Source organism: Limibacter armeniacum (assembly GCF_036880985.1).
GTDB lineage: Bacteria > Bacteroidota > Bacteroidia > Cytophagales > Flammeovirgaceae > Limibacter > Limibacter armeniacum.
Genome location: NZ_JBAJNO010000009.1, coordinates 620,522 through 632,884 on the forward strand (window position 1 = coordinate 620,522; position 12,363 = coordinate 632,884).

Annotated in this window: 16 protein-coding genes; 10 read left to right on the plus strand and 6 right to left on the minus strand. The window is 42.5% G+C overall.

The features are described 5' to 3' along the window. Window positions 1–107 precede the first annotated feature (107 nt). From V6R21_RS20290 to V6R21_RS20320, 7 genes are read left to right on the plus strand one after another with little or no spacing between them, the layout of a single operon-like run. Window positions 108–617, plus strand: coding sequence for a terminase small subunit (locus tag V6R21_RS20290; RefSeq protein ID WP_334245383.1), 510 nt, complete (start codon window positions 108–110; stop codon window positions 615–617). Further along, window positions 614–2,038 (plus strand): phage terminase large subunit, encoded by a 1,425-nt coding sequence (locus tag V6R21_RS20295; RefSeq protein WP_334245384.1) that lies wholly within the window; start codon window positions 614–616, stop codon window positions 2,036–2,038. Before V6R21_RS20290 ends, V6R21_RS20295 begins: the two co-directional genes overlap by 4 nt. Then, window positions 2,039–2,452 carry a phage protein Gp36 family protein gene (locus V6R21_RS20300; protein WP_334245385.1) on the plus strand — a complete coding sequence of 138 codons (414 nt, stop codon included), beginning with the start codon at window positions 2,039–2,041 and terminating at the stop codon, window positions 2,450–2,452. Continuing rightward, a complete protein-coding gene (locus tag V6R21_RS20305; protein WP_334245386.1) occupies window positions 2,452–5,136 on the plus strand; it encodes a phage portal protein family protein in 2,685 nt (894 codons plus the stop codon). The genes V6R21_RS20300 and V6R21_RS20305 overlap by 1 nt, the downstream gene beginning before the upstream one ends. Then, the gene (locus V6R21_RS20310; protein WP_334243790.1) at window positions 5,121–5,300 is read left to right on the plus strand and encodes a hypothetical protein; all 180 of its coding nucleotides are present in this window, start codon (window positions 5,121–5,123) and stop codon (window positions 5,298–5,300) included. The genes V6R21_RS20305 and V6R21_RS20310 overlap by 16 nt, the downstream gene beginning before the upstream one ends. Beyond that, window positions 5,297–5,857, plus strand: a complete 561-nt coding sequence (locus V6R21_RS20315) for a phage virion morphogenesis protein (protein WP_334245387.1) — start codon at window positions 5,297–5,299, stop codon at window positions 5,855–5,857. Before V6R21_RS20310 ends, V6R21_RS20315 begins: the two co-directional genes overlap by 4 nt. Beyond that, complete coding sequence (locus V6R21_RS20320) at window positions 5,854–6,291, plus strand: hypothetical protein (protein ID WP_334245388.1); 438 nt, start codon at window positions 5,854–5,856, stop codon at window positions 6,289–6,291. Before V6R21_RS20315 ends, V6R21_RS20320 begins: the two co-directional genes overlap by 4 nt. Here the strand turns inward: V6R21_RS20320 and V6R21_RS20325 are convergent. Then, on the minus strand, window positions 6,273–6,512 hold the full coding sequence (locus tag V6R21_RS20325; protein WP_334245389.1) for a hypothetical protein: 240 nt from the start codon (window positions 6,510–6,512) through the stop codon (window positions 6,273–6,275). The two genes, V6R21_RS20320 and V6R21_RS20325, sit on opposite strands and share 19 nt — an antisense overlap. A 65-nt stretch (window positions 6,513–6,577) precedes the next feature. Here V6R21_RS20325 and V6R21_RS20330 point away from each other — a divergent pair, with 65 nt between their 5' ends. The 3 genes from V6R21_RS20330 to V6R21_RS20340 all read left to right on the plus strand — a co-directional run bounded on the left by V6R21_RS20330 (window position 6,578) and on the right by V6R21_RS20340 (window position 7,664). After that, the gene (locus tag V6R21_RS20330) at window positions 6,578–6,823 is read left to right on the plus strand and encodes a hypothetical protein (protein ID WP_334243786.1); all 246 of its coding nucleotides are present in this window, start codon (window positions 6,578–6,580) and stop codon (window positions 6,821–6,823) included. Window positions 6,824–7,001: 178 nt separating this feature from the next. Next, the gene (locus tag V6R21_RS20335) at window positions 7,002–7,409 is read left to right on the plus strand and encodes a DUF5675 family protein (RefSeq protein WP_334245390.1); all 408 of its coding nucleotides are present in this window, start codon (window positions 7,002–7,004) and stop codon (window positions 7,407–7,409) included. A gap of 18 nt (window positions 7,410–7,427) precedes the next feature. Next, entirely contained in the window at window positions 7,428–7,664 is a 237-nt protein-coding gene (locus V6R21_RS20340) for a hypothetical protein (protein WP_334245391.1), read from the plus strand. A 99-nt stretch (window positions 7,665–7,763) separates the two neighbouring features. Here the strand turns inward: V6R21_RS20340 and V6R21_RS20345 are convergent, their stop codons facing one another. The 5 genes from V6R21_RS20345 to V6R21_RS20365 form a co-directional block, all read right to left on the minus strand. Then, complete coding sequence (locus V6R21_RS20345; protein ID WP_334245392.1) at window positions 7,764–10,529, minus strand: ATP-binding protein; 2,766 nt, start codon at window positions 10,527–10,529, stop codon at window positions 7,764–7,766. Window positions 10,530–10,890: 361 nt separating this feature from the next. After that, a complete protein-coding gene (locus V6R21_RS20350; protein ID WP_334245393.1) occupies window positions 10,891–11,115 on the minus strand; it encodes a hypothetical protein in 225 nt (74 codons plus the stop codon). After that, window positions 11,108–11,320 carry a hypothetical protein gene (locus V6R21_RS20355; protein WP_334245394.1) on the minus strand — a complete coding sequence of 71 codons (213 nt, stop codon included), beginning with the start codon at window positions 11,318–11,320 and terminating at the stop codon, window positions 11,108–11,110. The genes V6R21_RS20350 and V6R21_RS20355 overlap by 8 nt, the downstream gene beginning before the upstream one ends. 2 nt (window positions 11,321–11,322) lie before the next feature. Further along, window positions 11,323–12,069 carry an antA/AntB antirepressor family protein gene (locus V6R21_RS20360; protein ID WP_334245395.1) on the minus strand — a complete coding sequence of 249 codons (747 nt, stop codon included), beginning with the start codon at window positions 12,067–12,069 and terminating at the stop codon, window positions 11,323–11,325. Between the two features lie 19 nt (window positions 12,070–12,088). Further along, window positions 12,089–12,355, minus strand: coding sequence for a hypothetical protein (locus tag V6R21_RS20365; RefSeq protein ID WP_334245396.1), 267 nt, complete (start codon window positions 12,353–12,355; stop codon window positions 12,089–12,091). Window positions 12,356–12,363 lie beyond the last annotated feature (8 nt).

Here is a 12,363-nt window from a genome sequence, read left to right on the forward strand (position 1 = left end):
ATTGGTTAAATATTTGAGCGATTAGGAAAACTCACTTCGCATAGCCAATGATAAATGCTGAGTTTTGGGCAGAGACAATAATTCAGGTTTTATCAGGTATCGAAACTATGGCTAAGAAGAAGACGCTCTCCGACAAGCAACGCAGGTTTTGTGAGGAGTACATCATTGACTGGAACGCCACCCGTGCAGCAATCGCAGCGGGATATAGTGAGCGCACAGCCTACAGCATGGGCAATGAGAACCTGAAAAAACCTGAAATACAGGAAGTGCTCAACGAGCTTAGGACAGACATTGCCAAACAGGCTGGACTCTCTGCCTTGAAGGTGGCACTGGAGCTGAAGAAGATTGCTTTTGCCTCTCCAGCCAACCTGCGGAAGGACTGGCGGGAATTGAAGGACTGGGAAGACCTTACTGAAGATGAGAAGGCTGCCATTTCTGCTATCAGGGTTAACAATAAGTTTGACAAGGATGGTCTCCACTTGATTGAGGAGGTCAATTACGAGATGTACAACAAGCTCAAGGCACTGGAGATGCTTAACAAGCAATTGGGCTTCAATGAGCCGGACAAGCAGGAGATTTCAATCAATGATGGGGAGATAACGGTAAACTATAAATGACGGTAAACTTTGACAGGCACTTATTCAATCCACTCTACTGGCATATCGATGCTGCGTTCAAGGACCCGTCCATCAGGTTTGTTTTCATCTATGGCGGTTCCTCTGCGGCCAAGACCTACAGTATGGTGCAGCGGGTGGTGGTGGAGGCATTGGCTGAGGGCAACCGCACAATGGTGGTCAGGAAGTTCAGTACCGACATTGACGACTCAATCTATGCCGACTTCAAGAAGGTCATCAGTGACTGGGAACTGGACCCGCTTTATAGGATTATCCGGAGACAGATTGAGAGCAAAAGCAATGGGCTGATTCGTTTCCGAGGCTTGGATGACTCGGAAAAGATCAAGGGGATTTCCTCCTTCAAGAGGGTGCTGCTTGAAGAGATGACCCAGTTTGATTATGAGGATTTCAAGCAGACCAGAAAACGTCTGAGGGGAATGCCCGGTCAGCAGATTGTTGGCCTATGGAACCCGATTGATGAAGGCCACTGGATCAAGAAACATGTGCTGGATAACGAGCAGTGGATTGAACAACCCAAACACATAGAAGGGATTGAGTACAGCGAGCTTTCTGAGGAGAGCTTCAAGCGTATCAATGTTGACGGGGACATGATGCTGATCAAGACCACTTACCTGGACAACTACTGGGTGGTGGGGCATCCTGATGGGGAGCATGGTTTCTATGACGAGCACACGGTAAAGGACTTTGAGCGGGACAAGAAATTTGACCGCAACTACTATAATATCTATGCCTTGGGCGACTGGGGTAAGCTAGATACTGGAGCGGAATTCTACCGCCATTTCAGGCCAAACCTTCACACTGGGAAGGTTGATTACAATCCAGAATTGCCACTTCACCTCTCCTTTGATGAGAACGTGAACCCGCATCCTACCTGTACGGTATGGCAGGCGGAAGGTAAAAGGGCTTGGCAGATTGATGAGATATGCCCTGAGTCTCCCAATAACAGCTTTGCCCATGTGGTGATGGACATCAAGTCCAAGTACAAGAACCATCAGGCAGGCATGTTCCTTTATGGGGATTCGACCAGCCGGAAATCAGATGCCAAGCTGGAAAAGGGCTACAACCTTTACAGGGTACTGAAGCGGGACCTGAAACAGTACAGCCCTCAGGTCAGGGTACCGAAAGCCAACCCTTCGGTGGTGATGAGGGGGGAGTTTATCAACAGGATATTCTTTGAGGAATACGAAGGCATTGAGGTGGTGATAGCAGACCACTGCAAGAAATCCATTGATGATGTGAAATACGTCAAGCAGGCACCGGACGGCAAGAAATTCAAGGAAATGGTGACCGATTCCACCACAGGGGTCAGGTATGAGAAATACGGGCACTGTTCGGACTCCATGGACTATTTCCTGTGCCGCTACTTTGAGACCGAATACAACAAGTACAGAAAAGGACGATAGATGGCCACATTCCTGACAGAAAGCGACTATAGGCACCTGATCAAGGGTGTCAACCTGCAGCACCTTATTGATGAGGATCCATTGGTGTTGGACATGGCAGAGACGGCTGCCATTGCCAAGGTGAAGAACTACATCCACCAGAAGTTTGATGTGGATGCCATCTTCTCGGCAACCGGTACAGACCGTGACCCCGACATCATGGAACACTGCATCAATATCGTGCTGTACCGACTTCACAAGAAAGCGCCAATAATGCCTGAGGATATCCTTTACGACTACAACAACACCCTCGCATATCTGGAAAAAGTGGCAGAGGGCAAGATCGGGCTTATGCTGCCAAGGGCATTGGAGGAAGACATGGAAACGCCCCGCACACGGTTCAAGTTAACGGCAAACACTAAACGCAGTCACTAATGATACTCGATACCATAAAAGGCTTTTTGGGAAGAGCGAAACAATCCAAGCAACCCACATCAGGACACCCGACTGAAGAGCAGAAGAAAAGGAAACACGTCTATTCCTCGCCCCGTGAATACAGGGCAAACATGGAAGTGCAGAAGCTGGAAGATGCCATCAATATCGCCAACCAGCCACCTTATTTCAACCGGTCGGAACTGTACAAACTCTACCTTCAAACCGTCAAGGACAATAAGGTTTCAGCTGAGTTGCGCACCACGGTTGCCAAGATATTGGAAGAGCCTTTTGTACTGGTGGATGAGAAGGGCAATGTCAACAAGAAAAAGACCAACCAGCTGAAGAACGCCTGGTTCTTTTCTGCCATGCGGGAGATTCTCCGCACAGAGTTCTGGGGCGTGACAGTGCTTGACTTCTTCTGGCAGGACAATGGGGAGGTCCAAAAGGTGAAAGCTGCACCACGCTGGTCAGTCAATCCCCAGACAGGGCTGGTGCTGTTTGACCCAAACAACCCAACTTTTGGGATACCTTACCGGGAGGAACCATTCAGCCTGAATGTGCTTGAGTTTGGGGAAGTGGATAACCTTGGACTGCTGGAGAACATTGCCCGTGAATCAATCTGGAAACTAAACGCAAGGCGAGATATGGCACAGCACAGTGAGCAGTTTGCCATGCCTTGGACAGTTGGCAAGCTGGATGGTGCGGATGATGAGGAGGAGAATAAATTCATTGACAAGGTGGCCAATTCAGGAAGCAATAAGGTCCTGACCATTGATGTTGATGACGAGGTCGACCTGGTCTACGACTCCCGCTCCAAGCCGCATGAGATTTACATGAATATCCGTGAGGCCTGCAATGAGGAAATCTCATGGGGCATTTCTGGACAAACTGGCACCAGCTCAAGCCAAGCCGGAAGCGGATATGCAGAAGCCAAGGTACATGAGAACACCAGCAGTGCCTACAAGATGGAAAGGATGCGCAACCTCTCATTTGAGATCACGGACAGGGTACTGCCTTTCCTGACCGAAAGGCAAGGACCTTATAACTTCAAGGGTTTACGCTTTGTGTTCTCGGCCTTGCTGGATGAGGAAAAAAGACCTGAACAGGAAAGGGAGGCTGAAGACCAGAAGGAGAAAACGCAGGAAGGCAAGAAAGAGGATATGCGTTTTTTTTCGGTAGCCCCTCAGCTGCACATGGCACTGGGGGGAATGGATGCGAATGCTGTTGAAACCTTTGACCTGTCAGAAGAAACAGACAAGTTACTTTCTGACCTGCTCAGTATTGCAAGGCTGATCTATGCCGGGGCTGATATCCCATTTCCCCAAGCAATGGTTTCCCGAACAGCTGGATTGCTTTGGGAAGGGGTGCAGGAAGGGTATGGCAAAAGCCTTGACTCAGTGGAGTACAACAGTCCGGACTTCAGGATGCTGGAAAGCCTGAAAGAGAATGTTTTTGTGTTTTCCGGATTCAAGACCTATCACCAGTTGAAGGAAGTCAGCGGTATGCTGATGGATCCTGACACTGGAGAGAAACGCCCATTCAACGTCTTCCGTGATGCGGTGGAGGCTGTCCACGGTCAGTACAACAAGAATTACCTTCGTGCCGAGTACAACAATGCTGTAGCTACCAGCCGAATGTCAAGCAAGTGGATGCAGTTCTACAAGGACAAGGACACCCATGTACTGAGGTATGAGACTGTTGGAGACGGAAGGGTAAGGCCACAGCATGCCAGGCTGGATAATATCACATTGGAAATGGATGACCCATTCTGGGGCAAGTACTTCCCACCAAACGGATGGGCTTGCCGATGTGATGTAAGAAAGGTGATGAAGGAACGTGCCGGAACACTTTCCAACTCTGCGAATGCCATGAAGGCTGGAGAGCTCGCAACGAACAATCAAACAATGTTCCGATTCAACCCCGCAAAAGATGGTGTGGTATTCCCTGACAATCATCCATACTATTCCAATGTACCGGCAAAGGAAGCTGGGGAAATAAAGAAGAAAGGCAAGCAACTTGCTGCCAAGGATACACCTTCATCTAAACCGGCAGGCACGCCTGTTTCTTCTGCATTCTCAAGTGTAAGCCGAAACATCAACAAGGAATACAAGGAAGCCCTTCGGGTACTGGACAGCATCCATGGTGATGGGGTGCTGGATCAGATACCATTCAAGGGAACCAGTCGCATGAATGCCTATGGTTATTTCCGTCACTACATCAACGGAACACCAATAGAGATAAAGATCAATACCACAGGTGACCACAAGGAACTGACCATCTGGCATGAGATCGGGCACTTTCTGGACTATCAGGCATTGGGAAGTAAAAACAGGTTTGAGACTGGCAACAGGACTGGAAACCTGATGAAAGATTTCTTTACGGCTGTTGATGACAGTAAAGCCATCAAGTCACTGAAGGAGTCGCTCAACAGTGGGGTGTTGAATGGTGAGCCTATTTATGGGAATATGCGTAAACACCTTCGATACCTGATCAGTAAAGACGAAATTTGGGCAAGGGCTTACAGCCAGTATATTGCCCAGGTAAGTGGGGAGCAACGCTTCCTTGATATGGTCAGGGTGCAGGCGGAGAAAACAATCCCATACCAGTGGAGCGAAGAGGACTTTGCTCCTATAGCGAAAGAAATCACCAAACTACTAAAAGCAAAAGGATGGATAAGAAACTAGAAAAAATCAGGGCCAAGGTTGAGAAAAACGAGCAACTGACAAGGGAAGAGGAAAAGCTGTGGCTAAAGCACACCACTAATCTTTCCGATTTGGAAATCGAGTTTATTCTGGATGGTAGCAAACCTAAGCAGGATACTGATCCAGACATTGACACAATTGCATGAGTCACAAAAACAAAATTGATAAGCTTCGCTCCAATCTGGCAAACGTACTCAGGCGATTGCCCGAAGAACTGGCAGAGATAGCCTTGGACTATACCCGTGATGCCTTCAAGAAGGAAGCATGGGATGGTAAGCCATGGCCTGAAAGGAAAAATGATGGGCAGCGTTCACGCCTATTTAAATCCGGCTCTTCAAGGGAGAAGGTCAGAAGCAAAAGCCGTGGTCTATTGGTTCAGTCGGGTGACCTCCGCCGTTCTGTCAGGATATTGAAAGTGGGAATAGATAGCTTTACCATTGGTACAGACCGCCGCTATGCCAAGGCCCATAATGAGGGAGATACCATTTCCCATCCCGGTGGAACCCCTTACAAGATATTGACAGACAAAAAAGGTGATACAAGATTGGCTTGGATGCGAAAGGTCAATGCTGCCAATGCTTCGGGATTTACCAAGCCACACCCGATCAAGATACCACAGCGGCAGTTTATCGGAAAGTCTGAGGAATTGCTCAGGGAAATGAGACAGCATTATATCAACCGTATCAGCGCAGTATTCAGATGAGCAGAAAACAATTATTCAAGACACTGGCAGAGACCATTATCACAGGCATGCCCGCCATCAAAAGGGTGTCCCGATACAAGCGGCAATTTGAGGAGGACACCGATGAGAATACGGCATCCTTCCCATGGATTGCAGTGCAGTTTGCTGATACAGGGTACGAGAACCAAAGCAGTTGCGGACAGAAAGCCAAAGCCGAGGTGATATTCCATATCTCACATGACGAATATAAGTACTCGTATATGGATCGCCTTGAGGGCAACACTTTCCTCCATGAGGATGGCTTTGATGTGGATGACCTTTCAGACGAGCTGTGGAAGATCCTATCCCACTCAGGAATGATGTTAGAGAGGATTGGTGATTCAGACATAAGGCAAGTTGGAAAGGTCAGAACCATACAATCCAGATACAGGGTAACCTATGCAGTTTGTTGCTGAAGATAGCCACCTTCAGGCCTGTTACGGTAAATCTTGTAAATGGTATTGAATGAAAGGTCAAACTCCACAGCAGCATCCTGCAGGATATCATCGTAGCGGATATTGATATGGGTACGCAAATGGCGGTACCGATCGGCACGCTCCTGATACTTGCTGTTGATAAACTGACAGATACGCTCATAACGGCGAAGGGTATTGTTTTTACGGACAGAATTGCTCATTAAAAAAGTCATTTTAGTGTACCATAAAGTTAATATATTTTCTTAATCGTTTAAACAGTTTTATGATGAAACCATTTAAAGAGACGAAGTTCGGCAAAGCGCTGATCTCATTTGGCAACGGTGTAATGGGTGGGTTACCGCTCCTATCTGTTGTAGTTCCTGATGTTGTACGAAGCTCCAAAGGCTTGACCAAGGAAGGTCAGACGGACTGGGTACAGCTGATTACAACTGTAGTCACCGCTCTGGCTGCCATTGCATTGGTATTGGGCAAGATCACACCTGAGCAATACCAGCTGCTGATTGGTAGCTAATAGAGCAAAAAAAACACCTTACTACAAAGTGCAGAAGGTGTTGTCCCTATCAATAAAAATGAGTTTTTACCTATGAATTTTCCACGACTCATAGCGTATATGTTTAATCGTTATGTCCTTCCTAAATATAGCTTTTTTTATTTTTAAATTCTTTCAAACGACTAAGCAATTATACAAAATGATCAAAGGGATACTTACACGCTTGCAAGATGACGGTGTACAGACACTTGGCCGTCTACATGTTTACAATGGCATTAACCAACTGATGGAAGCCTGCACACTGGAGCTGTCAGACAAGAGCAACCAAAGAAACATCAGCTGTATTCCAAGGGGCACTTACACAGTAACTCCACGAAAAACAGAGAAACGAGGCTGGCACTTTGAAATCACGGGAGTACCTGGACGCACCTTTATCCTGATCCATCCGGGCAACTACTACACCCATATCCAAGGCTGTGTGCTGCTGGGTGATAAGCATGTAGATATTAACCGAGATGGCAGGAAAGACGTAACCAACTCCACTAAAACCTGCAAAACACTATGGGACAGTATTGGTGAGCAGGAGTGGCAACTGCAAATTATCTGATCGTAAAAGTGAACAGCTATGAATAACACAATCGTAAGTAAGATGATGCTACTATCTGTGCCACTATTCGCCAATATGGATTTATTGCAAGTGCCAGTAGCAGAGTTTGAAGGATTAACCGCTTTTGTGGGGAAGTTGACGTTGGATACAGCCCTTATTCTTGCAGTAATTAGACTTGATAAGCGAAATCAGGAGAAGGATAAACAGATACAAAGCATGTTTGAGAAGATGCTGGAGAAAAAAAGGACTGACTAATACTTTAATTTAGTTGATAATGCTTATCACAAATACTCTTGTATGAATAATTAAGATACAATAACATACAAAAGTATTTGTGATAAATATGCTTTTAAGTTACTCAACTTTCTCAACTTCAATAATTTCTATTGCAGTATGAGCTTGATTATACCCTTTTTTACTTTCTATAAACTTGATTGCTAATTTAGTACCTTTCTCAAAGTAAACCCATCTATACCAACCTCCTTCAAAATTCCTAACATTTAAATAATATTGATCTCCAGACTTATCCTTCGCAAAAATAAAATTAGGAAAGCTCTCATTATCATCTTCAGGAATATGATATACATCCACTATTGTATAATCTAATAAAACTAACTCTTTTATATGTTCTTGGTCGTAAACATTTTTTGGCTTGGGATCATACCATTTAACCACATGTAGAGGGTTATTTTCAATATCTAGATTATAAAATTTCTTTAATAGAACCTGTATATTATGTGAGTCAATATCAACCTCCTTAAGTCGTATAACCATTTCTGAAAAACGGCTTGCTATAAAAGAAACACATTCCAATAAAAAATCTTTAGGATATTTGTCTTTATAATTTAATATCGACTCAAATAATCTAATCAACTTGTAAGCTTCCGCACACACAGATGAATCATAACCTTCTTTATTGAAGATTTTGTTAAAAATCTCCATCGATGCTCGAATAGTCTTAACTGTGCTTTGGATATTTTTAGAATATTCAACCTCTAATTCAACAGATCTTTTTAAAGAAGATGCTCGATGTATTCCATATTGCAAGTACCAATTTGCATTTTCTTCCCAACCTTCTGTAAAAGCCATTATTTCATCATACTTCCCTTGGTGTAATAAGCTTTGTAAATAACATTTTGTTACACTAAAACTGTAATTTTCATTTGATAAATTGGGGTCATTATATCTTTTATCAATTAAGTTTGAAAACTCAAACTCTGCTGTATGATAGTCTTTATTATAGAAATAATACAAGGCAATTGCCAAACTAATTCTTGGATTATCTCCTTTCAACTCCTTTGCCCTATTCAAATACCTTATTTCATTACTATCTCGAAACTCTTTCAAGACTCTAGAATAATGGAAGTGTAATTGAAAATTATTTGGATAATAATTCAGCAAGTCAACAAACCTTTTTTTGATATCCACTAAATTATCGTGAGATCTTTTAATGTTTGATTGCGTGTATTTATTTAAGTCCGCAATTAATGCATATATCGCTTCTTCTGTATCACTTTCAACAAACGACTCATCAAACTCTGTTAAACCTAACTTTTGATCTCTATACTTTTGCTCTAGTACCTTTACTTTCCTTCTTTTTAGGTTATTAGTTATCAACGTTCTAACTTCAATATTCTTAGGATTAACTAATAATAAATCCCTAACAGAATCACTAAGCTTATAGTTGTCGTTTCCATAGTCACTGACAGAGCGAATAATTAAGCTTGTTTTAGATAATTCATTTATTGATTCTGTAATTTCTTCATTAGTAAAATCTAAAAACTCAATTAATTCAGACTTTGTAGAATCTCCTGTAGCATATATTGCCTCTAATATAGCAATAGACTCTTTTCTAAGAGACTCAATTAAGTTTGTATACGAAAATAAAGCAATATTTTTTTGAGATTTATCAATTGACAGTGTAATATCAATACCCTTAATATATAAATCAATTGTTAATCTAATAGCAAGAGGGTTATTATTTGCAGCTTCAGCTATTCTTTCTAGATCTTCGTGATTGAAATTATTAACACCTCTTTTTCTAAAATAATTCCTACCTAAATTAACTGCATGCTTTTTATCTAAAGGCTCTAAAGACACCGTAGTTGCCGAGTCAATAGATATTCTACTAGTAACTATGACTCTCCACAGTAAAGGAAGTGATTGGTTAAATTCTATAAATTTTTCTTGAGAATGCATTAATAAGGTCTCAAGATTATCGATACATATTAATATCCTTCTTTCTTCTAATTTATTTAAAGCATCATCAAAGGATGTAAGTTCCTCACCACTATAAATCTCTTTAAGGTCATTTAATATTGATTCCTTAATTTGCTCAATTCCATTTATAGCTTCTATTTTTTCAACACCATCAGCTGTTAATCTTTCATTCTTTAATGTGCAAAATACTACAGCCTCAATCTTACCACTCCATTCCGGACTTAGAGTTAAGTCTTTTAGATATTGTAATATTAGAGCTGTCTTACCTACACCACCTGGAGCAACAACAGCAATGAGATTATTTCTTGCTTTTGACAAGACATTATTAAGATCTTTGAATTCTTTATCTCTACCTAACAATCCTGTAATCTCATGATCAAAAGAATTGGGAAGAGAATTAGGTATAGCCCATTTTACGCTATTTAACCATTCATCTGGTGGAGAAGTTATATTCCCTGCTTCAGCAGAAATTAAGGCCTTTCTAACTCTAGTTAGTTTAAGTTTTTCAATTAAGGGGTCACTCGCAATAGTTGCCGCACGATACCAGTAACAATCAGGAAATGGTCGATTAGGGTGACTAACAGCATTTCTAATATCGAATATTTTCATCAACGAAGAATATTCTTTCAAAGACTTCATATAAGCATGAAAAACAGTACCTTTAGTAACATCTATAGCAAAATTAAAAACCTCATTTAAGTAACTAGATTCTATTATTATGGATAGATCATCATTACTGATGTTATTTCCTTTTGTTTTTTCTCTTGATATTACTTCATTTTTATTCCCTATTGAAATATCTTCCTCCAGCTCCTCATTTTGCAACACATATTCGCCTAAGGCTTTTTCTAATGCATAAACGATCATGGCTGCTTTCATTCTTAAGTCTTGCTGATCCATTTTTATATGTTTAGTTTATTATTGGAGTTAGTTTTAGCTCTATCCTCCCAAAATATAACCATAGTCAATTCCACACAACTTTTTATTGAAATAACACTATTTTAAGGTTAGTTATAAAGAGTTAAGAAGATTCCTATCTAATAAAAAAGCTTACAAGATTAAAATCTTAATTTACTTCCCTCCTCCTTCCATCCTGCATATCCAGGAGTCGACTTTTACCTACACGACCTGTAAATCAACACTTTGACCCCTACTTTTTCGATTCCACTTTCACTTCTGCTCTGTTTCTAGCTGAGAGTTGTAATACAATTCAATCGGGTATTTCGAATAGGTAAGTAAGTTCTCCTCAATCTTGAATTTTTTATTTCTGATAGATCTTTTCCTGAAACCTAATACATCCTGTATTCTTCCGCTCGATCATAAGCATGACAAAGGCATAATACAGGTTCCAGTTGTTTTTGATATAAGCGTTTCTGAAGTGTTTCCATGTTCCTGTGTTGACCTCACCTGTAGCTAGGTTGACTACCTCTAGCATTTCAGCCAAGACAAGGTCTGTCAGGAGTGTTGAGGTATCAGCCTTACGCACCTTCTTCACTCAGTTCATCTTCTCTCCTACTCCTTGCGTTTCTGACTTTCAGGAACAGTTCCCCTACATCCGGCTCCTGCTTACCTTGGGCATTCTGTGTACTTAAAAGACCTGTAGTAATTGCCTCTGACATTATCTGATCTAAAAGAATTAATTCATATGTAGTGAAGTCTCTCAGCATTTCTCTGTTCTCTTGTCTGTCCATGATTAGAAAAGTTGTTTTTGGCCGTTGTAAATCGAATCAAGAAATTGAACACCTCGCTTTGTCCACTTCAGATGCCCACGGTCTTTACCTCCATGCTCTCCCCAAGTCAGTCGGGCAATCTCAAAGCCGAGGCTTGCAGGTGAGTACCTGGCTGTCAGTAACCAAGTGTTGTTCCCTGCGGGATCTCGCTTGATAATCTTTCGGTCTACAAGGTCACGGTTCATCTTTATGGCTGAGGAGAAACCGAAATACTTACTGATCTGTTCGGTATTCAGTAGCCCGTTGTGATCACAGAAGCGTTCCCATGCTCGTGCTTTTGGCATCAAGACCATTACTTCTTGTTCTACCTTTTTCCTTTCCTCCATCTGGTCAGCCCAAGCCCTTGCCGCTGCAACTGGGTCATTGAAGTTGGGTAATGAAGTATTGATTTGCTGTAAGGCTACTTTCTCCATCTTGATCAGGTAGCGTCTGTACTGCCGACCTAATTCATTATTCTCCACCATGCAAAGCTCCTTTGCCATTGACAGGGTGATGGCGTAATCCACCTTGTTATGACCACCCCAACTTGCTTCCCCATTTTGGGAAGCAAGTTTTTCAAAGTCTTCCCCTTCAATAAATCCATACTTATCAATTCTTAGCTCCATCCATGTAGTGAAGCGTTTCCCTACTCGCAGTTTTGTATGCAACTCTCTTGCACTGACCACCTGCTGTCCATTGTGGTCTTGAGATATAGTTATCAGTTGATGCATTGTATTCTTGGTTGAAGATTTAAACATTTGCCACTGCTTCTTCCCAGTGACCTAAAAGGATTTCTGTGAGCTTCTTTCCTCCTACCCGCTTGAGCCCATTCTTTTGCCTTTCTAGGTTATCCCGGAAAAACTCACGGCTCAGTCCTGTGACGGTATTGCGGCAGGTCACCAGCTCCTTGTCAATTGCCACCACGTAGTAGTAGGTTCTGCCTCTGATCTCATTGTTCCAGAAGGTCCTTTTGACAAAGAGGTCTTTTTCCTGTATTTCGATCTTGTGTGTGATCATCGGTTTTG